The 23,114-nt window shown below is 73.9% G+C and carries 20 protein-coding genes; 12 read left to right on the top strand and 8 right to left on the bottom strand.

What is annotated here, in order from left to right; all coding sequences use genetic code 11:
- Nucleotides 1-133: 133 nt before the first annotated feature.
- Nucleotides 134-1,468 carry an MFS transporter gene (locus ACZ52R_RS27180; protein WP_465754327.1) on the top strand — a complete coding sequence of 445 codons (1,335 nt, stop codon included), beginning with the start codon at nucleotides 134-136 and terminating at the stop codon, nucleotides 1,466-1,468.
- 68 nt (nucleotides 1,469-1,536) lie between these two features.
- Here ACZ52R_RS27180 and ACZ52R_RS27175 read toward each other — a convergent pair whose 3' ends face one another.
- A complete protein-coding gene (locus ACZ52R_RS27175; protein ID WP_465754326.1) occupies nucleotides 1,537-3,042 on the bottom strand; it encodes a glutamate synthase subunit beta in 1,506 nt (501 codons plus the stop codon).
- Between the two features lie 177 nt (nucleotides 3,043-3,219).
- On the opposite strand from ACZ52R_RS27175, the gene ACZ52R_RS27170 reads away from it, so the two are divergent.
- Both ACZ52R_RS27170 and ACZ52R_RS27165 read left to right on the top strand, forming a co-directional pair.
- Nucleotides 3,220-3,900, top strand: coding sequence for a response regulator transcription factor (locus tag ACZ52R_RS27170; RefSeq protein WP_360491344.1), 681 nt, complete (start codon nucleotides 3,220-3,222; stop codon nucleotides 3,898-3,900).
- Nucleotides 3,897-5,282 (top strand): HAMP domain-containing sensor histidine kinase, encoded by a 1,386-nt coding sequence (locus ACZ52R_RS27165; RefSeq protein ID WP_465754325.1) that lies wholly within the window; start codon nucleotides 3,897-3,899, stop codon nucleotides 5,280-5,282. The genes ACZ52R_RS27170 and ACZ52R_RS27165 overlap by 4 nt, the downstream gene beginning before the upstream one ends.
- A 133-nt stretch (nucleotides 5,283-5,415) precedes the next feature.
- Here ACZ52R_RS27165 and efeB read toward each other — a convergent pair whose 3' ends face one another.
- The 3 genes from efeB to ACZ52R_RS27150 all read right to left on the bottom strand — a co-directional run bounded on the left by efeB (nucleotide 5,416) and on the right by ACZ52R_RS27150 (nucleotide 9,437).
- A complete protein-coding gene (gene efeB / locus ACZ52R_RS27160; protein ID WP_465619198.1) occupies nucleotides 5,416-6,759 on the bottom strand; it encodes an iron uptake transporter deferrochelatase/peroxidase subunit in 1,344 nt (447 codons plus the stop codon).
- Entirely contained in the window at nucleotides 6,759-8,825 is a 2,067-nt protein-coding gene (gene efeU, locus ACZ52R_RS27155) for an iron uptake transporter permease EfeU (protein ID WP_465754324.1), read from the bottom strand. The genes efeB and efeU overlap by 1 nt, the downstream gene beginning before the upstream one ends.
- Before the next feature lie 291 nt (nucleotides 8,826-9,116).
- On the bottom strand, nucleotides 9,117-9,437 hold the full coding sequence (locus tag ACZ52R_RS27150) for a hypothetical protein (RefSeq protein WP_465619194.1): 321 nt from the start codon (nucleotides 9,435-9,437) through the stop codon (nucleotides 9,117-9,119).
- 409 nt (nucleotides 9,438-9,846) lie between these two features.
- On the opposite strand from ACZ52R_RS27150, the gene qcrB reads away from it, so the two are divergent.
- Nucleotides 9,847-11,469, top strand: a complete 1,623-nt coding sequence (qcrB, locus tag ACZ52R_RS27145; protein ID WP_465619246.1) for a cytochrome bc1 complex cytochrome b subunit — start codon at nucleotides 9,847-9,849, stop codon at nucleotides 11,467-11,469.
- 90 nt (nucleotides 11,470-11,559) lie between these two features.
- Here qcrB and ACZ52R_RS27140 read toward each other — a convergent pair whose 3' ends face one another.
- Nucleotides 11,560-11,961: a cytochrome C oxidase subunit I gene (locus ACZ52R_RS27140; RefSeq protein WP_465663274.1), complete on the bottom strand. Its 402-nt coding sequence runs from the start codon at nucleotides 11,959-11,961 to the stop codon at nucleotides 11,560-11,562.
- A 202-nt stretch (nucleotides 11,962-12,163) separates the two neighbouring features.
- On the opposite strand from ACZ52R_RS27140, the gene ACZ52R_RS27135 reads away from it, so the two are divergent.
- The 4 genes from ACZ52R_RS27135 to ACZ52R_RS27120 all read left to right on the top strand — a co-directional run bounded on the left by ACZ52R_RS27135 (nucleotide 12,164) and on the right by ACZ52R_RS27120 (nucleotide 15,661).
- Entirely contained in the window at nucleotides 12,164-12,778 is a 615-nt protein-coding gene (locus ACZ52R_RS27135) for a TetR/AcrR family transcriptional regulator (protein WP_465619190.1), read from the top strand.
- Nucleotides 12,779-12,806: 28 nt separating this feature from the next.
- On the top strand, nucleotides 12,807-14,348 hold the full coding sequence (locus ACZ52R_RS27130) for an FAD-dependent monooxygenase (protein WP_465754323.1): 1,542 nt from the start codon (nucleotides 12,807-12,809) through the stop codon (nucleotides 14,346-14,348).
- A 124-nt stretch (nucleotides 14,349-14,472) separates the two neighbouring features.
- Entirely contained in the window at nucleotides 14,473-15,129 is a 657-nt protein-coding gene (locus ACZ52R_RS27125; RefSeq protein WP_465619186.1) for an NADPH-dependent F420 reductase, read from the top strand.
- 100 nt (nucleotides 15,130-15,229) lie between these two features.
- Nucleotides 15,230-15,661, top strand: coding sequence for a YchJ family protein (locus tag ACZ52R_RS27120; RefSeq protein ID WP_465619184.1), 432 nt, complete (start codon nucleotides 15,230-15,232; stop codon nucleotides 15,659-15,661).
- 84 nt (nucleotides 15,662-15,745) lie between these two features.
- Here the strand turns inward: ACZ52R_RS27120 and ACZ52R_RS27115 are convergent, their stop codons facing one another.
- Nucleotides 15,746-16,762, bottom strand: a complete 1,017-nt coding sequence (locus tag ACZ52R_RS27115) for a polysaccharide deacetylase family protein (protein ID WP_465619182.1) — start codon at nucleotides 16,760-16,762, stop codon at nucleotides 15,746-15,748.
- 207 nt (nucleotides 16,763-16,969) lie between these two features.
- Here ACZ52R_RS27115 and ACZ52R_RS27110 point away from each other — a divergent pair, with 207 nt between their 5' ends.
- Nucleotides 16,970-17,509 carry a GNAT family N-acetyltransferase gene (locus ACZ52R_RS27110; protein ID WP_465619181.1) on the top strand — a complete coding sequence of 180 codons (540 nt, stop codon included), beginning with the start codon at nucleotides 16,970-16,972 and terminating at the stop codon, nucleotides 17,507-17,509.
- Between the two features lie 63 nt (nucleotides 17,510-17,572).
- Here ACZ52R_RS27110 and ACZ52R_RS27105 read toward each other — a convergent pair whose 3' ends face one another.
- The gene (locus ACZ52R_RS27105) at nucleotides 17,573-18,505 is read right to left on the bottom strand and encodes a carbohydrate kinase family protein (RefSeq protein WP_465754322.1); all 933 of its coding nucleotides are present in this window, start codon (nucleotides 18,503-18,505) and stop codon (nucleotides 17,573-17,575) included.
- A 391-nt stretch (nucleotides 18,506-18,896) separates the two neighbouring features.
- Here ACZ52R_RS27105 and ACZ52R_RS27100 point away from each other — a divergent pair, with 391 nt between their 5' ends.
- The 3 genes from ACZ52R_RS27100 (at nucleotide 18,897) to ACZ52R_RS27090 (ending at nucleotide 21,401) form a co-directional block, all read left to right on the top strand.
- Nucleotides 18,897-20,378: a M1 family metallopeptidase gene (locus ACZ52R_RS27100; RefSeq protein WP_465754321.1), complete on the top strand. Its 1,482-nt coding sequence runs from the start codon at nucleotides 18,897-18,899 to the stop codon at nucleotides 20,376-20,378.
- A gap of 266 nt (nucleotides 20,379-20,644) precedes the next feature.
- The gene (locus ACZ52R_RS27095; protein ID WP_465754320.1) at nucleotides 20,645-21,073 is read left to right on the top strand and encodes a nuclear transport factor 2 family protein; all 429 of its coding nucleotides are present in this window, start codon (nucleotides 20,645-20,647) and stop codon (nucleotides 21,071-21,073) included.
- A 91-nt stretch (nucleotides 21,074-21,164) separates the two neighbouring features.
- The gene (locus ACZ52R_RS27090) at nucleotides 21,165-21,401 is read left to right on the top strand and encodes a hypothetical protein (protein WP_360491389.1); all 237 of its coding nucleotides are present in this window, start codon (nucleotides 21,165-21,167) and stop codon (nucleotides 21,399-21,401) included.
- A gap of 60 nt (nucleotides 21,402-21,461) precedes the next feature.
- On the opposite strand, the gene ACZ52R_RS27085 is transcribed toward ACZ52R_RS27090, so the two are convergent.
- Nucleotides 21,462-23,066, bottom strand: a complete 1,605-nt coding sequence (locus ACZ52R_RS27085) for a sigma-70 family RNA polymerase sigma factor (protein ID WP_465754319.1) — start codon at nucleotides 23,064-23,066, stop codon at nucleotides 21,462-21,464.
- Between the last annotated feature and the right edge of the window lie 48 nt (nucleotides 23,067-23,114).

The raw sequence follows: 23,114 nt of genomic DNA, 5'->3' as shown, positions 1-23,114 counted from the left end.
CCGGACTCACCTTATCGCCGATAAGTTCCCGAGCTGGAACTTATCGGCGATAAGGACCGCCATCACTGCCAGCTGCCCACCTGCCCACCTGCCAGCACCGCGACGACGCCGGCCACGAAGGGACCAACCCCGTATGACCTCCACCCCCGACCGCTTCCGGTCCCGGCTGCTCCCGAACACCGCGCCCTGGCGGTCTTCCCGGGACTTCCGTCTGATCTGGACCTCCGGCACGGTCACCCTGCTCGGCTCGGTCTTCACCATGACGGCGATCCCCCTGCAGCTCGCCGACCTCACCGGCTCGCCGTGGGCCGTGGGCGCGGTCGGGGCGGTCGAACTCGTGCCCGTCATCGTGTTCGGCCTGTACGGCGGTGTCCTCGCCGATCGCGCCGACCGCCGCACGGTGGCCCTGGTCACCGAGTTCGCGCTGGCCGCGCTCAGTGCCCTGCTGCTGGCCAACGCGCTGCTCGGCGCGCCCGCCGCCTGGCCGCTCTACGTGGCCGCCGGGGTGGCCGCCGCCCTGCAGGGCATCCAGCAGCCCTCGGTCGAGGCGATGATTCCGCGCCTGGTGCCACCCGATCACCTGGTGGCGGCCGGCTCCCTGCTCTCGCTGCGCTGGAGCGTCGGCGGGGTGGTGGGCCCGGCCGCCGCCGGGCTGCTGATCGCGACCGCCGGCGCCCCTGCGGCCTACCTGGTCGACCTCGGCACCTTCCTGCTCTCGCTCGCCCTGCTCGCCCGGGTTCGTCCCGTCCCATCCGAGCGGGACGCCGTGAAGCCGCAGCTGGGCGAGTTCGTCGACGGCGCCCGGTACGCCGCGCGGCGGCCTGACCTGATCGGCACCTATCTGGCCGACCTCGCGGCCACCGTCTTCGCCCTGCCCACCGCCCTGTTCCCGTTCCTGGCCGCGGAGCTGGACGCGACGTGGGCGCTCGGCCTGCTCTACTCGGCCGGAGCGGTGGGCAGCCTGATCGCCGCGGCGACCGGCGGCTGGACCGAGCGCGTACGCCGACACGGCCGACTGGTGGTGCTCTCCGCCGCCCTGGTCGGCGCGGCGACGGCCGCGGCCGCCTTCGCCCCGGGCCTGTGGGTCGTCCTGTTCTGCCTGGCCGTCGCCGGCGGGGCGCACTGGATCGGTGACACCTTCCGCAGTGCGATCTGGAACCAGTCCATTCCGGACGAACTCCGGGGCCGCGCCGCCGGGTTGGAGATGCTGATCGGCTCCGCCGGGCCGGCCCTGGGCGATCTGCGGGCCGGCGGCCTCGCCGCCCGGCAGGGCATCCGGGCCGCCCTGCGCACCGGCGGCCTACTCTGCTTCGGCAGCGCCGCCATCCTGCCCGCCGCGATCCCCGCGCTCTGGCGCTACGACCGGGGCGCCCACCCCACCGCGCCAACCACCGCGCCGGCCGCCCAACCAACCACCGCGCCAACCCTCCAACCGACCACCGGACCGGCGGCGGAGCCCACCCCATGAGGCACGCCCAGTGGCCCGGCCGGACGCGGGCACTTCAGACCTCCAGGCCGGGCGAGGGCCCTTCGGGATCACAGGGTGAGTGCCCGCGCCGAGGCCCGGATCGGCATCGGGAGTTCGGTCCGCCCCCGCAGGTAGCGGTCCACCGCCGCGGCCGCCGCCCGTCCCTCGGCGATCGCCCAGACGATCAGCGACTGTCCGCGTCCGGCGTCACCCGCGACGAAGACGCCCTCCGCTGCGGTGCCGAAGCCGTCGTCCCTGACCAGGGTGCCCTCGGACCCGGTGGCGAGGCCGAGTTGGGCGAAGAGCCGCTGGTCCGGCTCCGGCCCGGTGAAGCCCAGGGCGAGCAATGCGAGCTGCGCCGGCAGGCTCTGTTCGGTGCCGGCCCGCGGGCTGCGGTCGGCGGGCTCGGTCTCGGCGAGGCGGACGGCGGCGAGCCGGCCGTCCGGACCGGGTTCGAAGCCCACGGTGACCGCCGCGAACTTCCGGGGCCCGGCCGCCGTGGCGCCGGACTCCTCGTGCGAGGTGGTTTCGCGGTACACCTTGGGGTGGACCGGCCAGGGCTGCCCTGGCGCCCGGCGCTCCGGTGGGCGCGGGTTGATGTCCAGCTGGGTGACCGAGGCGGCGCGTTGGCGCAGTGCCGTGCCCAGGCAGTCGGCCGCGGTGTCCCCGCCGCCGACGATCACCACGTGGCGGCCTTCGGCGGAGACCGGCGAGTCCGGGCAATCGCCCTCGTCCACCCGGTTCGCCCAGGTCAGGTAGTCCATCGCCTGGTGCACCCCGGGCAGTTGGCGTCCGGGCACCGGCAGTTCCCGGCAGGCCGTCGCGCCCACGGCGACGACCAGCGCGTCGTACCCGGCCCGCAGTTCTTCGCCCGGCAGGTCGCGGCCGACCCACACGCCGGTGCGGAACGCGGTGCCTTCGGCCCGCAGTTGGTCGAGCCGCCGTTCCAGCCGGTGCTTCTCGAGCCGGAACGGCGGGATGCCGTACCGCAGCAGCCCGCCGGGGCGGTCGGCCCGCTCGTACACCGTGGTGGCGTGCCCGGCGCGGGTCAGCTGCTGGGCGGCGGCCAGCCCGGCCGGGCCCGACCCGATCACGGCGACCCGCCGCCCGCCGCCCCGCCCGTCCCCCCGCCTGTCACCCCATCCGCCGGTCTGTTCGGGCGGCAACGGTTCGTCCCAGCCTTCCTCCCAGGCCCGGTCGGCGATCGCCAGCTCCACGTTCTTGATGGTCACCGCGGCACCGTCGATCGCCAGCACGCAGGCGCTCTCGCAGGGCGCCGGGCAGAGCCTCCCGGTGAACTCCGGGAAGTTGTTCGTCGCCAGCAGCCGGGCCGCCGCCGCCCGCCAGTCGGCGGCCGCCACCAGCCGGTTCCAGTCCGGCACCAGGTTCCCGAGCGGGCAGGCGCTGTGGCAGAACGGCAGCCCGCAGTCCATGCAGCGCTCCGCCTGTCCGCTCACGATCGGCAGCAGCGCCCCCGGCCGGTACACCTCCCGCCGGTCGTCGAGCCGTTCCCGCGCGTCCCGCCGCGCCCGCTCCGCGCGCGGGGTGGTGAAGAAGGCCATCCGGTCTGCCATCGCGGCCTCCGGCAGGGCGTGCCGACACTGACCCGGCGGCCCACCCGGCGGCACACCACCGTGTGGCCACCGTACGCCCACGAAGCAGCAGGCGAAAGCGGTACCCGGAGATGCCCGCCAGGCCGTCTACCCGACCCGCCCGGAACGGTCGTGAGCACGCCAGGGAGAATCTTCGCCATGACCCACACCGTGCTGATCGCCGAGGACGACCGGGCCATCCGCGACTCGCTCACCCGCGCGCTGATGCTGGAGGGCTACCGGGTGCGGATCGCCGCGAACGGCACCCAGACCCTGGCAGTCCTCGCCGAACAGCGCCCGGACGTCCTGCTGCTCGACGTGATGATGCCCGAGCCGGACGGCCTGGAGGTCTGCCGCCGGCTGCGCGCCGCCGGCGACCGGACCCCGGTGCTGATGCTCACCGCCCGGGTCGAGGTCCCGGACCGGATCGCCGGCCTCGACGCCGGGGCCGACGACTACCTTGTCAAACCCTTCGACGTGGACGAGCTGTTCGCCCGCCTGCGCGCCCTGCTGCGCCGCAACCACACCGCCCCGGCCACCGAGGTCCTGACCGTCGCCGACCTGCGGATCGATCCGCCCGCCCGGCGGGCCTGGCGCGCCGGCGAGGAGCTGGAACTGTCCCGCACCGAGTTCGACCTGCTGGAGCTGCTGGCCCGGCACTGCGGGGCCGTCCTCGACCAGGCCACCCTGTACGAGCAGATCTGGGGCTACGACTTCGGTCCCGGTTCGAAGAACCTCGCCGTCTTCATCGGCTACCTGCGCCGCAAGCTCGACCGCTCCGGCCTGGCCCCGCTGATCCACACCGTCCGCGGCGTCGGCTACACGCTGCGCGAGCCGTGACCGGCCCGGCGCGCCGCCGCCCGCGCCTGCCGCGCCCGGGCCTGCGCACCACCCTCTCGCTCGCCTTCGCCGCGATCGCCGCCCTGGTGGCGGTCCTGATCGGCGCGCTCGGCTATCACGCCGCCGCCCGGCTGATCCGGGACGACGAGACCGCCGACTTCACGGCGGCCGTCCGGTCCGTCGACCGGCAAGTCGAACAGCAGGTCCTCTTCCCGGGCGACTTCGCCGGCCCCAGCGGCCTGAGCGACGACCTGCTGCGCCCGATCCGGGTGACCTCGCAGGCGCTCTCCCCCGACGCCCGGGTGCTCCCCGGCACGGCCCGGCTCGACCTGCCGTCGACCCCGGCCGACCGCGAACTCGCCCGGGCCGACGAGCCCGGCCGCACCGTGACCGGGCTGCGCCGACTGCACGGAGACACCCTCCGGGTGGGCGTGGTCTCGCTCGGCGGCCGTCGCGGCGCGGTCCAGATCATCCAGCAGGTCGGCCCCACCGAGCACCTGCTGTCCGCCCTGCGGATCCGGACCGCCTCCCTGGTGGCGGTCGTCGCGGTGCTCGCGGGCGGGGCCGGCTGGCTGCTCGCCCGGTGGATCTCCGGACGGCTGGTCCGGCTCACCGAAGCGGCCGAACTGGTCGCCACCAGCGGGCGGTTGGACGTCCCGGTGCCCGCCGCCGGGACGGACGAGGTGGGCCGGCTCGGCCGGGCCTTCGACCGGATGCTGGTCCGGCTCGCCACCGCCAAGGAGAACCAGCGCCGCCTCGTCCAGGACGCCGGGCACGAGCTGCGCACCCCGCTGACCAGTCTGCGCACCAACCTCGCCGTGCTCCCGGCCATGGACCGGCTGCCGCCCGCCGAGCGCGCCGCCCTGATGACCGATCTGACCGAGGAGGCACGGGAGTTGACCCAGCTGGTGGAGGAGCTGGTGGCACTCGCCGCGGATCGCAGGGCGGACGAGCAGCCGGCCGAGGTGGTCCTGGCCGAGGTGGTCCGCGGGGCGGCCGCCCAGGCCCGGCGGCGCAGCGACCGGGAGATCCTGGTGGACGCCGACGACACCGTGGTCACCGCCCGCCCGGACGCGCTGGCCCGGGCGGTGGGCAATCTGCTGGACAACGCCGCCAAGTTCGACCCGGCCGGCGCGGGCCCGATCGAGGTGGTGGTGCGCGGCCCACGGGTGGAGGTGCGCGACCGCGGCCCGGGCATCGACGTGGCCGACCTCGACCGGGTCTTCGACCGCTTCTACCGGGCCACCGCAGCCCGTAGCCTGCCCGGTTCGGGGCTGGGCCTGGCGATCGTGGACGAGGTGGCCCGCTCGCACGGCGGCACGGCCTTCGCGACCAACCGGGCGGGCGGCGGCGCGGTGATCGGCTTCACGCTCGGCAGGTGACGCCTGACGGCTCGAGGCTGACCACTGACAGCATCCGGCTGACGGCACGAACGGGCCCGGTGTGACCGGGCCGGCACGAACGGGCCCGGTGCCAACGGGCCCGGTGTGACCGGGCCCGCCGTGGAGTTCACCCTCAGACGGCGGCCAGCAGCCCCCGCCCGAGCCAGTCGGCGTTGTCCTTCACACCCGGCAGGACGAAGAAGTACCCGCCGCCGGTCGGCGAGATGTAGTCCACCAGCGGCTCCCCGATGAGCCGGGTCTGGGTGGCCTCGAACTGCCGCACCACGTCCTGCTGGTAGCAGCAGAACGCCAGGCCCATGTCCAGGTTGCCCGCCTTGTCTATGCCCCGGTCGTAGTTGTAGCCGCGGCGCAGGATGCGGGAGTCGTCGGTGTCGGCGGTGCGCGGGTTGGCGAGGCGGATGTGCGCGTCGAGGGGGATCGCCTTGCCGTCCGGGTCCTTGGCGTAGTCCGGCGCGTCGGTCTCCTGGTGGCCGTCGAGCGGCGCGCCGGTGTCGCGGCGGCGGCCGAACATCTTCTCCTGCTCGGTCAGGGTGACGCGGTCCCAGAACTCGATCAGCATCCGGATGATCCGGATCACCTGGTAGCTGCCGCCGACGGCCCAGGCCGGCTCGCCCGTCCCGCCGTTCACCCAGATCAGCCGGTCCATCTCCCGGGACGAGCCGGTGTCCGGGTTGACGATGCCGTCCTTGAAGCCGAGCAGGTTGCGCTGGGCGCCGTCCGGGCGGGACTGGTTCTGGAAGCCGTCGATCCGCCAGAGGATCTGCAGCGCGCCGCGGGTGTGCCGGGTGAGGTCGCGCAGCGCGTGCAGCACGGTGTCCTGGCGGTCGGCGCAGATCTGCAGCGAGAGGTCGCCGTGCAGTTCGGCGGCCTGCAGGTTGTCGTTGGGGAAGGTCTTCATCGGCGTCAGCTTGAGCGGCTTGGCCTTGGCCAGCCCGTAGCGGTCGTCGAAGAGCGAGGCGCCGACGCCGACCGTGACGGTCAGGTTGTCGGTGGGGACGGTCGGGCCGAGGATGCCGCTGTCCGAGGGCGGCGCGCCGACGCCGAGGTCGGGCGGGGTGCCGCCGGCGGTGAGGAAGCGGATCCGCTCGGTCAGGGTCTTGAGGAGGTCTTCGAGGCCCTTGCGGTCCTGGGCGATCACCTGGCACGACACGAAGGCCGCGTAGCCGGGGGCCGGGGTGGTGATCCCGGCCTGGTGGTCGCCGTGGAACGGGACCGCCCCGCTCTTGGCCTGCCGGCCGTCCCCGGCGGCGGCCGGGCCGGCGCCGAGGGTGAGGGCGCCGCCGCCGAGCACGGCCGCTCCGGCACCCGCGCCGAGCGCGGCCCGGACGAAGCTGCGCCGGGCCGGACCGGCCGGACAGCCGCTCTCCGCCGCGGCCACGGCGGCGGCCCGGGCGGCCTCCTGGGCGGCGGCGTGCGGGAACGGGCAGGAGCCGGCGGCTGCGGTGTGGTCGGTCATCAGGCGGCCTTCCGGATCTCGAGCAGGGCGGGGATGGGGGCGAGGTCTTCGAGCAGCTGGCCGGTGGCGCCGTTGAGCCGGCGGCGGGCGTCGGCGGACAGCCGGTCGACCGGGGTCCAGCCCTCGGGCGCGTGGGCGGCGGCGACGAGGTCGCCGACCCGCTTCATCCCGGCGTTCACCCGCACCAGCAGCTGCGGGTCGCGCTCGTCGAGCAGCGGCTGGAGCAGGGTCAGCAGCTCCTGGGTGCCGGCCAGGTTGGCCTGGGCGGTGGCCAGGTTGGTGCCGCTGCCCATGTCGGTGTCGCCGGTCAGCTCGAACTGGAGGGTGTTCTCCAGGATCTCGTGGGCGCGCAGCGGCAGGTCGGCCGGGTCGAAGTCCTGCGTCGGGAAGTCGTGGGCCAGCTTGGCGACGTTCTGCGCCAGCTCGTCCGCGACGGGCGTCAGGTCGGCGGCGGACTGGCCGTGCCACAGGCCGTACTCCAGGCGCAGGAAGCCGGTGAAGCCCTGGTCCTGGTACTTGTCGGCGAGGCCGTCCGGGCGCCCGTCGATCTTGCCGTCGAGGTCGGCGAAGGTGCCGTAGGCGGCGCCGAGCGAGGCGTACTGCAGGTGCGCAGTGAGCCAGTCGGCCTTGGCGGTGGCGAGGTCGCCGGAGTGCACGTCGGCTTGGAGCTTCTGGGACTGCGTCATGAGGGTCGCGAGGCCCTGGTCGACGTAGTCCTTGTAGCTGTCGAGCGGACCCTTGAGGTCGTCCTCGGAGACCGGCTTGACGGCCTTGACCTCGCTGCCGCCGGTGAGGTGCACGGCGGCGGAGGTGACGGCGTTTCCGCCGGTGGGCACGCAGCGCCAGGCGTAGTCGCCCGAGCCGATGGTGGCGGTCAGGGCCCGGGTGGTGCCGGGGGCCAGGCCCTCGACCTCGCCGTAGACCGCGCCGGTGCCCGGGTTGACCAGGTACACCTCGGAGACCTTGTCGCCGGTGTTGTGCATCTGGAACACCTGCTGGCCGGGCTGCGGGGTGCCGAAGCCCTTGCCGCAGTCGTGCTCGGAGACGGTGACGGTGGCGGAGCTGTCCTGCTTGCCGTCGCTGACCGCGACGACGGCGCCGGCCACCACGACCGGGACGGCGACCAGCGCGACCGGCAGCACCCAGCGCGGACGCCCGGGGCGCACCGGTCCGGCCTTCTGCTCGGCGGGCGCGGCCTTCTCGGCCGCAGCCGGCCCGGAACCCGCGGCGGGAGTCGCGGCCGACGCACCCGCGCCGCCCCGGACGTCCTCGATGAAACTCGTCATCACGATGCCCAGGTACGCGACGTAGCCGACGACCTGCAGGACCGTCATGGTGACGGTCAGGTTGAGCGTGCCCTGGACGAGCGTGGCGTACCAGGACGAGGCGTCCAGGTGCCCGCTCAGGTCGAAGGCGTACGTGCTTCCGCCGCCGACCAGGCCGGACTCCTGCAGGTCGCGCAGGCCGTAGCCGAGCACGCCCGCCGCGACGACGATCAGCCCGGCGCCGGTGATGGTGAAGAACCGGGTGAGGTTCATCTTCAGCGCCCGCCGGTACAGGCCCCAGCACAGCCCGGTGGAGAGCACCAGGCCGACGGCCGCGCCGAGCAGCGGGCCGGTGGACTCCCCGGCGGTGCGCACGTTGGTCCACAGGAAGAGCGAGGTCTCCAGGCCTTCGCGGGCGACCGCGAGGAAGCTGGTGAGGACCAGCGCGCCGGCGCCCATCGCCAGCGAGGCCTGGACCTTCTCCTTCAGCTCGGCGGAGAGGGTGCGGGCCGAGCGGCGCATCCAGAACACCATCGCGGTGACGAAGCCGACCGCGATCAGGCTGAGCACCCCGCCGAACGCCTCCTGGGCGTGACCGGAGAGGGTGGCGGAGGTGAAGGTCAGCACCGCGCCGAAGCTGAGACTGAGCGCGATGGCCGCCGCGACGCCGCTCCACACCTGGGGCAGTCGGGCCTTCTGGCCCGCCCGGACCATCGTGGCGACCAGGATCGACACGACCAGTCCGGCTTCCAGGCCTTCGCGCAACCCGATCAGGAAGCTGGGAAACGCCTCATCCCACATGCAGCGGGCTCCTCCCCCGGGCCACCCCGGGCCGTCACCTGTTCTCGCCCCGCCGCGGTGGCGGTGGAGCGGCACAGCCGAACGCCCCGGACGTCGTGGTCCAGGGCGCTTCGGCTTAGCTTAGGCAAACCTTAGAGCCGCGCTGGTCAACTGCACCCCCGCTTCAGGTAAGGGTTCGGTATGGAACCCCCCGCGCGTTCCCCAAACCGGCACGTCGCTGCGGTCGGCGGGAGAAGGGCAGTCGGCGGGAGACGGACGGCCGGCGGAAGGCGCGCGCCGCCGCTCGGCCCGTCACCCCCACCACTGCTCGGGTACCGGCTCCGGCTCGGCCGGGACCGTCACCGGTTCGGCGGTGCGCACCAGCAGGTCGCCCGCCTCCGTCTCGGCGACCAGGTAGCCGCACTCGCGCAGCACGAGCGCGGCCGCGCCGCTCAGCGCCGCGCGCGCCTCCCGGGTGAGCGGCCCGTCCGGCTCCGCGTCCGGCGTCCAGCCGACCACCACGCCCTCGGGGTGGTGGCCGATCCACAGCGGTGAGGGGCCCGGCGCGGTGTCGAACCCGGCGCGGGTCAGGGCTTCGGTGACGTCCTCGAAGAGTTCACGGTGATCCACCATTGGCGCAGCGTAGGCCGTGGACCGCGCGAGCCCCGGGCGCGGCGCGCGCCGAATCGGTTCAGCGGCACCCGACCGCAGCATCGGCACCCGTTGGGCCGACCGGCGGCCAGCCGATCGGGCGTCAGGGACCCCCGTCCGGCCCGACACGAGCGGCCGGACGGGCCGATGGACGTGCACAGTCGGCCCCCTGCCGACAGCATGTCAGAGTAAGCGCTCCATCACCCTGAGCAACGGGTCCAGCGGACCACCCCGGTCCGCGCGCCGGTCCGACCGGCGGGCCCGTATCGAGAGGTCCCATGATCACAACACTTCGCCGGCCGGCGTTCCCGCCGACGGGGATCCAGCACGGCACGCCGAGGACGCCGGGGAGCCCGTCGTGAGAACCGACCAGCAGTCGCAGCCGGGACCGGTGACCACCACGCGCGCCAAGCCCGCGAACAAGGCCGAGGCTCTCGCCGACTGGACCGACGGCCGGCTCGGCATCTACTCCCTGGCCAAGGCCAATCTGCGCAAGATCTTCCCGGACCACTGGTCCTTCATGCTGGGCGAGATCGCGCTCTACACCTTCGTCATCATCATCCTGACCGGCGTCTGGCTGACCCTGTTCTTCAAGCCGAGCATGGGCGAGGTCGTCTACGAGGGCTCGTACGTGCCGCTCAAGGGCGTCCCGATGTCCGAGGCCTACGCCTCGACAATCGACATCAGCTTCGAGGTCCGGGGCGGCCTGCTGATGCGGCAGATCCACCACTGGGCGGCGATCGTCTTCGTCGCCTCGATGCTGACGCACATGATGCGCGTCTTCTTCACCGGCGCCTTCCGCAAGCCGCGCGAGGTCAACTGGGTCTTCGGCGCGCTGCTGCTGTTCCTCGGCATGTTCGACGGCTTCATGGGCTACTCGCTGCCGGACGACCTGCTCTCCGGCACCGGCATCCGGTTCATGGAGGGCGCGATCCTCGCCGTCCCGATCGTCGGCACGTACCTGCAGTTCTTCATGTTCGGCGGTGAGTTCCCGGGCACCGACATCATCCCGCGGCTGTTCACCGTCCACATCCTGCTGATCCCGGGGATCATGGTGGGCCTGCTCGCGGCGCACCTGATCCTGGTCTTCTACCACAAGCACACCCAGTTCGCCGGGCCCGGCCGGACCAACGAGAACGTGGTCGGCATGCCGCTGCTGCCGGTCTACACGGCGAAGGCGGGCGGCTTCTTCTTCCTGGTCTTCGGCGTGGTCGCGGTGATGTCGGCCATCGCCACGGTCAACCCGATCTGGGCGTACGGCCCCTACCGGCCCGACCAGGTGTCCACGGACGCCCAGCCGGACTGGTACATGGGCTTCTCCGAGGGCCTGGTCCGTGTGATGCCCGGCTGGGAGATCAGCGTCTGGGGCGGCCACACCCTGAATCTCGGGGTGTTCATCCCGCTGATGATCTTCCCTACCGTCCTGATGATCATCTGGGGCTACCCGTTCCTGGAGGCGTGGGTCACCGGGGACCGCGGCGAGCACCACATCGCCGACCGGCCGCGCAACGCCCCGGTCCGTACGGCCTTCGGCGCGGCCTGGATGGGCCTGTACCTGGTCCTGCTGGCGGGCGGCGGCAACGACCTGCTGGCCACCCACTTCCACCTCTCGATCAACGCGATCACGTACGCGGTGCGGGCCGGCTTCTTCGCCGTGCCGGTGGTCGTCTTCGTGATCACCAAGCGGTGGTGCCTGGGCCTGCAGCGGCGGGACAAGGAGAAGGTGCTGCACGGCCGGGAGACCGGCGTCATCAAGCGGCTCCAGCACGGCGAGTTCATCGAGATCCACGCCCCCCTGCCGCAGGGCCGGCTCTTCACCCTCACGGCGCACGACCAGCCGCGCCCGACGGTCCTGCCGCCGGAGGTGGACGAGAACGGGGTGGTCCGCAAGGCCGGCATGTGGACCCGCGCCCGGGTGAAGCTGTCCCGCGGCTTCTACGGCCAGGACAGCCAGATCGCCAAGCCCACCGCCGAGGAGCACGCGGAGGTCACGAGCGGCCACGGCCACCACTGATCCCCGGTCCGGGCAGGGCGAGGGCCCGCTGCGCCGTTGCCGGCGCAGCGGGCCCTCGCCCTTCCTTCGGACGCAGTGGTCCTGCGAGACTCAGCCCCGCAGGACCGCCGGGACGACGGCGAACAGCGCCGCCGCCAGGGTGACGGAGAGGCAGAGCGCCGCCCAGCGGGTGCAGATCCGGCGGCATTCGCCGCGGTAGCGGGCGGCCAGCCGACGGCAGCGCTCCACGGCGCGGTCCACGACCTCCTCGGCGTAGCGCAGCCGGTCGGCGGTGTAGGCCTGTTCGAGGTTCTCCCGCTCCGCGGCGGGGAGCCAGGGGAACTGTCCGGCGAAGGCGCGGGCGTCCCGCTCGGCCGCCGCGACCTCCGCCTCCCAGGCCAGGAAGCCCTCGATGCGGGCGAACTCCACCCGGGATTTCGCCCGGCCGCCGTCGCCGGCGGGCCTGCCCTGGCGAGGGTTCCGTGCTCTCGGCGGACGCTGTCTGCCACCCATGACCGCTCCTCAGGTCCTGTCGAGTCGTCCCGCCGGAATTCCTGCGGGTTGGGCTCTTGGCGCGAATCGCTCCGCAACCAGGCAACTACTACCAGCGACGAACCGCAGGTGGCGGGCGGCTCGCCACAGCCCCGCAGGGCCGGAAAAACTTGCGTGGCCCGCACTATTGCGCGGCACGCACTTTCTGCGGAACAGTGGTGCCATGACGAACGGGCAGCCCGGCCTGCGGGAACGGAAGAAGGCCGCGACACGTGAGGCACTGAGCTGGGCGGCACTTCGCCTGGCGGTGGAGCGGGGGCTGGAGAACGTCCGGGTGGAGGACATCGCGGCCGAGGCCGGGGTGTCGCCGCGCACCTACAACAACTACTTCTCCAGCAAGGCCGAGGCGATCGTCTCCCGACACCAGGACCGGGTCCGGCAGGCCGCCGAGGCACTGCGGGAGCGACCGGCCGCCGAGCCGCTGTGGGAGGCGCTCACCCAGGCCATGCTCCTGCCGTTCGGGGTCGCGACCGAGCAGCCGGACCCGCGGTGGACCGCGGCCGTACGGCTGCTGCTGCGCGAACCGGTACTCCAGGCTGAGCTGTGGCGCGGCGGGGCGGACGCGGAGGCCGGGCTCGCGGCCGCGGTGGCCGCCCGGACCGGGACCGACCCGGACCGGGACCTCTACCCGAAACTGGTCGCCGCGACCGCGCTGGCCGCGGTCAAGGTCGCCAACGACCAGTACCTGAACGCCGACCCGCCGGTGCCGTTCCGGCCACTGCTCGAACAGGCGCTGCACCTGCTGGCAGCCGGGCTGCCCAGGCCGTCGTCCCGCTGAACTCACCGTCCCAGAGGGGGGACCCATCATGCATGACGTCGTCATCGTCGGCGCCGGCCCGGTCGGGCTGTTCCTGGCCTGCGAACTGGCCCTGGCCGGAGTCCGGCCGGTAGTGCTGGACCGGCTGCCCGAGCGCTCGGGCGAGCAGAAGGCCAACGGGCTGGTCGGCCAGGTCATCCGACTGCTCGACCACCGGGGTTTGTACGAGCAGCTCGGCACCACGCCGGGCGCGCCGCAGCCCGTACCCCGCTTCGTGTTCGGCGCCTTCCCGCTGGACCTGCAGCGGCTCGACCGGAACCCGCTGCACGCCCTGCTCGTACCCCAGCACCGGATCGAGGAGGTACTGGAGGAACACGCCCGCGAACTCGGCATCACCGTACGCCGAAACTGCGAGGTCACCGGCTTCGTCCAGGATGCGACCGGTGTGACCGTGGACGTCCACGGCCCGGACGGCGCCGGGCAGGCGCGCGCCCGCTACCTGGTCGGGGCCGACGGCGGCCGCAGCACCGTCCGCAAACTCGCCGGGATCGGCTTCCCCGGGGTCACCTCGCCCGACCCGGTCTCCCGCATCGCCCACGTGCTGCCGCCCGAGGGGGCCCGGCTCACCGACGACGGCGAGGTCCTCCTGCCCGGCTGCCCGACCCCGATCCGCCCGTTCACCCACACCCGCACCGAGGACGGCGTCTTCGTCCTCTCGCCCTTCGACCAGGACGCCGTCATGGTCGCCACCATGGAGTGGGGAGGCCCGCCGGTGGACCAGCAGGCCCCGCTCACCCTGGACGAACTGAGCGCCAGCATCCGCCGGGTCACCGGCGCCGATCTGGCGCTCTCCCCGGCCCGCACGCCCGGCCCGTACACGCCGCGCCGCACCGTCGGCCACAACACCCGGCTCGCCGAGCGCTACCGCGACGGCCGTGTGCTGCTGGTCGGCGACGCCGCCCACGTACACGCCGCGACCGGCGGCCCCGGCCTCAACCTCGGCCTGCAGGACGCCGCCAACCTCGGCTGGAAGCTGGCCGCCGAACTCCACGGCCGGGCCCCGACCGGCCTGCTGGACAGCTACCACCGCGAGCGCCACCCGATCGGCGAGCGGGTCTTCATGCACTCCCAGGCCCAGATGGCCCTGATGGCTCCCGGCCCCGGAACCACCGCACTGCGCGCCCTGGTCGGCGAACTGCTCTCCTACCAGGACAACCTCGCCCGGATCGCCGCGCTGCTGGCAGGCAGCGACATCCACTACGACACCGACTGCCCGCACCCGCTCGCCGGACGCTTCGCACCCGACCTCGCGCTGACCACCGCCGCGGGCCCGGTCCGGCTCGCCGAACTCGCCCGTGGCGGGCGCCCGTTGCTGCTGGACCTCACGGGCGGGAAACTCGCGCTCGCGGACCGCGCAGCGGGGTGGCAGGACCGGGTGGACCTCGTGGCCGCCGACTGCGCCGAACCGCCCGCCGGTGCGCTGCTGCTGCGCCCGGACGGGTACGTGGCCTGGGCGTCCGGGGTCGACGAGACCGAACCGGAGGGCCTGACACGGGCGCTGCGCGGCTGCTTCGGTGACGCCCGCGCCTGAGGATGTCCACCCTCGAGGCAAAGACGTGATCCGGTCGTTCCGACGCGACTGACGCCCGGTCAACTAGGGTCGTCGCCGGCGCGTTCGGCAGGGACGGGCCTCCTCCTGACGAAACGGGGAAACGGTGCGCATCGGAATCATCGGCACGGGCATGGTCGGGCAGACCCTGGGGAGCAAGCTGGTCTCGCTCGGCCACCAGGTGACGCTGGGCTCCCGCCGCAAGGACAACGAGAAGGGGCTGGCCTGGGCAGCGCAGGCCGGCCCCGCCGCCCAGTGCGGGACCTTCGCCGAGGCCGCGGCCTTCGGCGAGGTGGTGCTGAACGCCACCGGCGGGACGGTCTCGCTGGCGGCGCTGCAGGCCGCCGGGGCGGAGCACCTCGCGGGGAAGCTGCTGATCGACGTCTCCAACCCGCTGGTGTTCGACCCCGAAGGCCAGGTGACCCTCGACCCGGTGAACACCGACAGCGTCGGCGAGCGGATCCAGCGCGAGTTCCCCGAGGCCCGGGTGGTGAAGGCGCTCAACACCATCAACTGCGAGCTGATGGTGGAGCCGGGCCGGCTGACCGGCGAGCACAACCTCTTCATCGCCGGCAACGACGCGGCGGCCAAGGCCGAGGCCGTCGCACTGCTCGGCAGCTTCGGCTGGCCGGCCGAGTGGATCATCGACCTCGGGGACATCGTGGCCGCCCGGGCGACGGAGATGCTGATGCCCTTCTGGCTCCGGATGATGGGGCACTTCGGCAACGCCGAGTTCAACTACTCCTTCCGGCGCCCCGCGTAACGCGGACGGGCCCGCCTCCCCGGTGCACCGAGGGGGCGGGCCCCACGCCCGCCGGGTCCCGGGCGGCGGGAGCCACACGGCGGTGGGGGAGAATGGGCGCATGTCCCGACCTCGCCCCGCGCCCCGCACCGCCGCTCCCCGGCTGCTGCCCTCCTCCCCCTGCCCGTGCGGCCCGCCCGCCGCCTACGGCGACTGCTGCGGCCGACTGCACCGCGGCCAGGCGGCGGCCACCACCGCGGAGTCGCTGATGCGCTCCCGGTTCAGCGCCTTCGCCGCGCAGGACGAGGCGTACCTGCTGCGGACCTGGCACCCGGACACCCGGCCCGCCGAGGTCGACTTCGACCCGGCGCTGCGCTGGACCCGGCTGGAGGTGGTCTCCACCTCCGAGGGCGGCGCGTTCCACGCGGAGGGCACGGTCGCCTTCCGGGCGCACTGGACCGAGGGCGACGAGGAGGGCGTGCTCACCGAGCACAGCCGCTTCGTGCGGTACGAGGGCGCCTGGGTGTACCTCGACGCCCTCTCGCTCGGCTGAGCCGCCCTCCGGGTGGCCGTCCCTCCGGGTGGGTCGCCCCGCCGCGTGGTCGTCCCCACAGGTAGTCGTCGCTACAGACAGTCGCTACAGGTAGTCGTCCAGGCGGCCCAGGGAGAAGCCGGCCGCGGTGACGTCGTTGACGACCTTGCGCAGCAGGTCCGGCATGGACGCCTTCCAGATGTCGGTGCCCCGGAAGTGGGTGAGGATGATGTCACCCGGATGGAGCTTCCGGTCGTCGTAGCGCCACTCCATGTGGTCCGGGAAGGCCTCCTCGTTCCACATCGGCACCCCCTGCACCCCGCAGGAGGCCGCCGCGCGCAGCGTGTCGTCGTTGTACTCGCCGTACGGCGGCCGGAACAGCCGGGGACGGACGCCGATCTGCTGCTCCAGCTGGTCCTGCTGGTTGCAGATCTCCTGGCGCTGGGTCTCGTAGTCCAGGACCTTCAGGTTGCGGTGGTTGATCGTGTGGTTGTTGATCTCCACGCCCTGGGCGTGCAGGTCGCGGAAGTAGCCGTAGTTCTCGCGGGCGAGGTAGTCGGACACGTAGGTGCTGAGCGGGATCCCCAGCTCCTCGGCCATCCGGGAGAACGCGGGGTCCTTCTCCGCGCCGTCGTCGACGGTCAGGAAGACCACCTTGTCGTCGGTCGGCACCCGGTAGACCACCGGCGGGCGGCCCTCCGCGAGCTTGACGCCCTGGACGGGGGTGAGCTGGACCCTGGTCGCCGGGCGCGGCGGCGCCTTCAACGGCGGGCTCTCCAGACCCCAGCGCTGCGCGGTCTCCAGCGCGGTCCGGACCGCCGCCTCCTGGCGCGCGACCGCCTCGCTGCTGGTCTCCTCCTCCTGGCGGGCCAGGCCGGGCAGAAACGGCGGCGCCGCAGGCGGGCGGGCCGCGCCGCGGCCGGCCACCTCGGGGGCTGCGGCGGCAGCGGCTTCGGCGGGTGCCGCAGCCTCGACGGCGGGTACCGCGTCTTTCGTCGCCGGGGCCGCCTTCGGCCCGGCGGGGCCCGCCGGACCGGCGCAGCCGGTGATGACGGCGGAGAGGCAGACGGTGGCCAGCAGGCCGGTCCGCGCACCGCTCCGGCTCTTCTGACTCCCCCTCAAACCCCCATTAATCTGACAATCTGATGGTCTGTGCATAGCTGCACTGCTCCCCCGCCGCGCACCCCTGCCAATCCCCTCATCACCCGTGCGGGGCAACGGCGCGCCGGAGGCCTTGCCGTTCCTTTGCCGTCCGCCCGCCCCGCCCGGGCCCGCGCCGCCCCCGAAAACCGATTGCGACGACGGCGACAGGGAGTGGATCATGCGCGCATGACGAGCACCGCGCCCCGCCGCCCCGACCTCTGGGCCGTCGCCACGGCCGACGTGACCACCCCCGAGGCCCTGGAACTGCTGCGCGAGTACTACTACGACGTGGCCAACCGCTACTACCGCCTGCACCTCGGGCGGGAAGGCACCCCGGAGCAGCTGGAGTCCGGTCTGGCCGACTCCCCCAGCGACGACCTCGTCGCCCCGGACGGCCTGTTCCTGCTCGGCCGGTACGACGGCGTCGCCCACGCGTGCGCCGGCCTGCGGCGACTCGACGCCACCACCGTCGAGCTGACCCGCGTCTACGTCCGCCCCGACCTGCGCGGCACCCGCGGTGGCGCCCGCCTGCTCGCCGCCGTCGACGAGGCGGCACGCTCCCTCGGCGCCGACCGGATCGTCCTCGACACCCGCCTCGACCTGGTCGAGGCCCGCGCGCTCTACGCCCGGCACGGCTACCAGGAGATCCCCGCCTACAGCAACGGCCCGTACGCCCAGATCTGGTACGGCAAGGAGCTCACCGTGCCGGAGCCGCAAGGGCGTTGAACAGCAGCGGCGACGACCCGGCGGGCCGGGACCTCGCCCGGTCCCCGCGTGGAGGCCCGCCGGCTACACCACGCCGGGGTCGGAGCAGCACCCCCGGCCGTCCGCCAGGGCGGCCTCCAGCTCGGCTGCCGAGGGCGGGTCGGCGCCCGGGCGGGAGACGGTCAGGGCGGCGGCCGTCACCGCGTGGGTGAGGCAGGTCGGGAGGTCGGCGCCGCTCGCGCGGGAGTGCAGGAAGGCCGCCATGAAGGAGTCCCCGGCGCCGACGGTGTCCGCGACCGGGACCGGGACGGCCGCCGCCTCGACCCGGGTGCCCCCGGCGGTGCGGGCGAACGCGCCCTCGGCGCCGAGGGTCACCGCGACCACGGACGGGCCGAGGGCCAGCCAGCGCTCGGCGACCGCCTCGGGCCGCTCGCCCGGGTAGAGCCAGGCCACGTCCTCGTCGCTCGCCTTGACCAGGTCGCTCAGCGCCACACAGCGCTCGACGCGCCGGACGGCCTCGGCCCGCTCCCCCATCAGCGCGGGGCGCACGTTGGGGTCGTAGCTGATCGGTGTCCGCCCGCGCCACCGCTCCACCAGCGCCAGCACCGCCGCCGCGCCCGGCTCGGTGACCGCGCCGATCGAGCCGACGTGGATCGCGGCGGGCGCCTGCGCCAGGTCGGTCGGCGCCGCCCCGGCCGACGGCAGCGACCAGCCGATGTCGAAGGTGTAGCGGGCCCGCCCCTGCCCGTCCAGCCGCACCACGGCCGAGGGAGTCCGCGCGACTTCGGCGGCCCGCACCCGCACGCCCGCCGACTCCAGGTGTGCCCGGATCAGCCGGCCGTTGGCGTCCGGCCCGAGCTCGGTGAGCAGCGTGGCCGGGCGGCCCAGCCGCGCCAGACCGTACGCGACGTTCGCGGGGCTGCCGCCGGGGTGCACCCGGTCCGGGGCGCCGTCCGTACGGACGATGTCAGCGACGCACTCGCCGATCACCAGAACGTGCGAAGCGGGGCTGGTCACGGCGGCTCCTGGCATCCGGGGCGGGGCTCGTCTCGGCCGCCAGCCTACGGGGTGCGTGCACGGGGAGTGCGTCCGCGGGGAGTGCCAGGGCATGAAAGTACGGCCGCCGGACCTGGCCAGGTTTTCCGACGGCCGTGGCCTCGTCCGTCAGGGGACGAAGCACTCCCGACGTTAGACCGCGCCCGGGGGCCGCGCCATCACCGTGGGCCGTCCGGGGGATGGCGGTGTGTCGCCGGCCCCCGGATCCCGCGGATCGTGCCTGCCACGGGCCGGCGGTCCACTAGCATCCGTGCGCGGTCTACCTGTCCCGGCGGCTTCCGCGTCCGCTCCCACTCGTGAAGTGCGGTGATCATTCCTGTCCAGGCCCCGTGCCGGTCTCGCCCTGTCGCTCGTGCTCAGCGCGGTGCTGCTGTCCGCGAGCGTTCCGTCGGCCGGTGCCGTCGACGGGTTGGGCGATCCGGTCTTCCCTTCGCTCGGGAACACCGGGTACCGGGCGCTCGCCTACGACCTGGCCTTCGACTACCGGGCCGACACCCGCACCGTGGACGGCACCGCCGTGATCACCGCCCGGCCCGACCGCACACTCGCCCACCTGGAGTTGGACGCGCTCGGGCTGGCCGTGCGCGCCGTCCGGGTCGACGGGCGCCCGGCGGCCTTCGCGACGCACGACGAGAAGCTGACCGTCACCCCGGCCGAGCCGTTCCGTCCGGGCGCCACCACCGAGTTGACGGTCGAGTACACGGCCGATCCGCGGGCCGCGCAGCCGCACACGGGCTGGGTCCCGACGCCGGACGGCTTCGCGGTGGCCGGCCAGCCGGAGAGCGCGCACACCGTGTTCCCGTGCAACGACCATCCGAGCGACAAGGCCCGGTTCACCATCGCGGTGACCGCACCGGACGGCCTCCTGGGCGTCGCCAACGGCCGGCTGGCGCAGACCGAGCGGCACGGCGACGGCCGCACCACCCGCCGGTACGTCTCCCGCGAGCCGATGGCCACCGAGCTGGTCCAGGTCTCGGTCGGCGACTACACCGTCCGCGAGCGCACCGGCCCGCACGGCCTGCCGCTGCGCGACGTCGTCCCGACCGCCCGGGCCGCCGAGCTGGAGCCCGCGCTGGCCCTCACCGCCGACCAACTCGCCTGGGCGGAGCAGCACCTGGGGCCGTTCCCGTTCGAGACCTACGGCCTCCTGCCGGCCAACACCGACGACCCGGAGGCGTTCGCCTTCACCGGCCTGGAGACCCAGACCCTGACCCTCTACAAGCCGAACTTCCTGCGCCGACCGGAGTCGGAGATCGGCTCGCACATGATGCACGAGCTGGTGCACTCCTGGTTCGGCGACAGCGTCTCCCCGGCCAGGTGGTCCGACCTCTGGCTCAACGAGGGCCACGCCGACTTCTACGGTCTGCTGTACCGCTACGAGCGCGGCTGGCCCGACGCCTGGGACCACCTCACCCTGGTCGACCGGATGCGGGACGTCTACGGGCTCGGCGACCAGTGGCGCCACGACTCCGGGCCGGTCGCCCTCCCGAACGCCGCCGACCTCTTCGACAGCCAGCGCTACGCGGGCGGCGCGCTGGTGCTGTTCGCGCTGCGCGAGAAGGTCGGCGCGGACACCTTCGACCGGATCGAACACGCCTTCCTGCGTGAACACCGCTACGGGAACGCGACCACCGAGGACTACGTGCGCACCGCCTCCGAGGCGTCCGGGGAGGACCTGAGCGGGTTCCTCCACGACTGGCTGTACGGACTGCGCACGCCGCCGATGCCGGGGCATCCGGACTGGACGGTGCGGCCGGTGGGGGCGGCGGCACCGCAGGACGGGGCCCGGGCGGTGGGCGGGACGGGGGTGGCCCGGGGCTCCGGGACGCTCTGACGGCGCCGCTGGGGCTCCTGTTGCACGCCCCGGCGCGCCGGTGTGCGTCCGGTCGCCGCGTGCGCGCCCTGACCGGCAGGGGCTGGTGAGGCCATGGTGGTTCCCACGGCCCGCCCGCCGCCCGGCCTGAGTCCCGGTCGGCGCGCGGGCCGTCCAATGTCTCCGCGCGGGCCCTCGCCGCGCTCCCCGGCCGGATTGTCAGTGGCCGGTGCTAGCGTCCCCAGCACGATCGACGAACGGTCGGGGAACGAACGGGGGGCCTTCTCATGGGTGTTGAGCTGCGGGAGTTCGGGGTCGAGGTCTACGACCGCTGGACGGCGCTGTGGAACGGCGAGTTCGGGCTGGCCGAGAAGATCATGGCGCCCGACTTCACCCTGCGGTACACGCAGGCGGGCTCGGAGGTGTTCGACGAGGTGCGGACGCCGGCGGCGCTGGCCGAGGTGATCCGGCAGTGGCACGCCAAGCGGTCGGAGCTGCGGTTCCAGGCCGAGGGCGTCGCCGTGGTGGACTTGGAGTCGGTCGACGGGGTGGTGTCCGGCCTGGTGGCCCGGCCGTACCTGGCAAGCTTCTCGGACGGCGAGGGCGGCATCGTGGCGCGCAGCGGGACGGACGTCCTGCGACTCAGCGGCGGGCTGATAACCGAGGTGTGGTCGGTCTCCTCCGGTTCCGCCGGGCGGACGTTCTACCGGGTCTGACGCGCTGTCGGCACGGCGGCGACGGAGAGCACGGGGTGGTTCGTGCGGGCCGCCCCCGTAACCCTTCCGGCGCAGTGTCGTTGGACGGGCCATGAAGAAGCGCAGCATGCTCGCCGTCGCCTCGCTCGCCGTGGGTGTCGTGGCCTCCCTCACCGCGCCGAGTGCGCACGCCAGCGCCGTGGGCGGCCAGGAGGGACTGCCCGGGCCGCTGAGCAGCGCGCCCGACGTGGTGCCCGGCCACGTCGGCGACGCGGGCGGTGTCGTCGGGCACGCCACGGGCTTCGTGACCGGATCGGCGGACGGGCTGGTCGGGGTCACCCCCGCCTAGTCCGGGCCACGGTGTCGGGGCCGGGCCGCCGCGTCAGGGGCGACCCGGGCTCCCGTCTGCTCAGGACATCGGTGCCCCGAGGTCCTGGGTCCAGTAGGGCGTGCCGGCCTGGTTGGTGGCGACGCCGACGCCGATGTCCTTGAAGCCGCAGTCGAGCATGTTCGACTGGTGGATGCCGCCGTCCATCCAGCGGGCGAAGACCGCGGCCGGGGTGGTCGGGCCCCGGTCGATGTTCTCGCCCCACTGGGACCAGCGGTAGCCGGCGGCGGTGATCCGGGCGTCGGTGCGGACGCCGTCCGGGTTGACGTGGTCGAAGAAACCGCGGGTGGCCATGTCGTCCGTGTGCTTCTGCGCGGCGGAGTGCAGCCGGGGGTCGATCCGCAGCGGGGCGCAACCCACCTTGGCGCGTTCGGCGTTGACCAGGTCCACCAGCTGGCGTTCCGGGTTGGGCACCGGTGCGGCGGTGACCATACGGGTCGGTGTGGGCGTGGTTGTGGGTGTGGGGGTTTCCGTGGGCGTCTCCGTGGGCGTCGGCATCGACACAGGTGTCGGGACGACCGCCACGGGTGCGGCGGCGACGCTCGGGGTGTCCTGGGCGGCGGCCGGGGCGGTCGGCTCCGGCGCGGCCGCCAGCGGAGGCTCGCTGTGCTGCGGCCAGACCAGAGCGAGGGTCGTCACGGCCACCGCGGCGGCCGCGCCGCTCACCAGGACGGCCTTGCGCGCGGCGGTGCCGGCCCAGCCGCCGTGTCCTCCGGCAGCGGCGTGCGCGCCGCCTCCCGTACCGGACCCGGCGCCCGAGCCCGCCCCCAGGCCGGCGCCCGAGCCCGCTCCGGTGGCGGCGGACTGGGCGGCGACGGCGGCCGCGGTGTGCTGGAAGTGGAGCAGGACGGGTGAACCGAGCGGGATCGGCACCAGGGCGAGACCGGCCAGCAGTCCCTCGGCGGGGAAGAGGTCGCGGCCGAGGCCGTCGCAGTCGGCGCAGCCGCGGATGTGACGGGCGATGCGCTTGCGCCAGACCGAGTTCGGGGTGCCGTCGAAGCCGGCGGTGAGCTCGGTCAGTTCGGGGCAGCGGGGGTAGGCGCTGAGGGCGCGGACGACCACGCGGCCTGCCTCGAGCTGCTTCTTCATCCGCTGGACGCGGACCGCGGTGTGCTGCGGGCTCAGGTCGAGGGCCTCGGCGAGCTCGCCGCGGGTCAGGTCGCCCGCGGCCTCCAGCCACCACAGGGCGAGCAGTTCGCGGTCGTCGGGGTCGAGCCAGCGGGTCGCTTCGGCGACCTCGCGGCGCTGGCCGGAGAGGCCGAGCCGCAGGATGGTGAGGTCGGTGAAGTCGGCCGTGGGGTCGGCGACCTCCCAGGTCTCGTCCAGTCCGCCGACGGCCTGCTGCTGACCGGCGGCGTAGCGGCGGCGCACCTGGTTCATGGTGATGGCGACCAGCCAGGAGCGGAACGAGTCCGGGTCGCGGAGCCCGTCCAGGCCGTCCAGCGCACGGATCATGGTTTCCTGCGCGACGTCGTCCACGTCGGCGTGGCCGCCGAGGGCGCGGCCGGCCACGTTGTAGACGAGCGGCAGCCAGGTGGCGACCAGCGCCTCCTGGGCCTGCCGGTCGCCGGCCTGCGCCGCGAGCACCAGGGTGCTCCCGGTCCTGTTCTGCACATCAGCGTTCATGGTCCGCACTCCGCATTGCCGTGTTTCCGTCCGCCGCTGCCTCCTCGG

The organism is Kitasatospora sp. NPDC034023 (assembly GCF_055575795.1).
The sequence above is the reverse complement of the archived record's forward strand: the minus strand, read 5'-3'. Positions and strand labels throughout refer to the sequence as shown.

What these genes read in the sequence shown, in the direction of transcription:
- ACZ52R_RS27180 (WP_465754327.1), top strand. Translation starts at nt 134, where the DNA reads ATGACCTCCACCCCCGACCGCTTCCGGTCCCGGCTGCTCCCGAACACC.
- ACZ52R_RS27175 (WP_465754326.1), bottom strand. Translation starts at nt 3,042, where the DNA reads ATGGCAGACCGGATGGCCTTCTTCACCACCCCGCGCGCGGAGCGGGCG.
- ACZ52R_RS27170 (WP_360491344.1), top strand. Translation starts at nt 3,220, where the DNA reads ATGACCCACACCGTGCTGATCGCCGAGGACGACCGGGCCATCCGCGAC.
- efeB (WP_465619198.1), bottom strand. Translation starts at nt 6,759, where the DNA reads ATGACCGACCACACCGCAGCCGCCGGCTCCTGCCCGTTCCCGCACGCC.
- efeU (WP_465754324.1), bottom strand. Translation starts at nt 8,825, where the DNA reads ATGTGGGATGAGGCGTTTCCCAGCTTCCTGATCGGGTTGCGCGAAGGC.
- ACZ52R_RS27150 (WP_465619194.1), bottom strand. Translation starts at nt 9,437, where the DNA reads ATGGTGGATCACCGTGAACTCTTCGAGGACGTCACCGAAGCCCTGACC.
- ACZ52R_RS27140 (WP_465663274.1), bottom strand. Translation starts at nt 11,961, where the DNA reads ATGGGTGGCAGACAGCGTCCGCCGAGAGCACGGAACCCTCGCCAGGGC.
- ACZ52R_RS27135 (WP_465619190.1), top strand. Translation starts at nt 12,164, where the DNA reads ATGACGAACGGGCAGCCCGGCCTGCGGGAACGGAAGAAGGCCGCGACA.
- ACZ52R_RS27130 (WP_465754323.1), top strand. Translation starts at nt 12,807, where the DNA reads ATGCATGACGTCGTCATCGTCGGCGCCGGCCCGGTCGGGCTGTTCCTG.
- ACZ52R_RS27120 (WP_465619184.1), top strand. Translation starts at nt 15,230, where the DNA reads ATGTCCCGACCTCGCCCCGCGCCCCGCACCGCCGCTCCCCGGCTGCTG.
- ACZ52R_RS27110 (WP_465619181.1), top strand. Translation starts at nt 16,970, where the DNA reads ATGACGAGCACCGCGCCCCGCCGCCCCGACCTCTGGGCCGTCGCCACG.
- ACZ52R_RS27095 (WP_465754320.1), top strand. Translation starts at nt 20,645, where the DNA reads ATGGGTGTTGAGCTGCGGGAGTTCGGGGTCGAGGTCTACGACCGCTGG.
- ACZ52R_RS27090 (WP_360491389.1), top strand. Translation starts at nt 21,165, where the DNA reads ATGAAGAAGCGCAGCATGCTCGCCGTCGCCTCGCTCGCCGTGGGTGTC.
- ACZ52R_RS27085 (WP_465754319.1), bottom strand. Translation starts at nt 23,066, where the DNA reads ATGAACGCTGATGTGCAGAACAGGACCGGGAGCACCCTGGTGCTCGCG.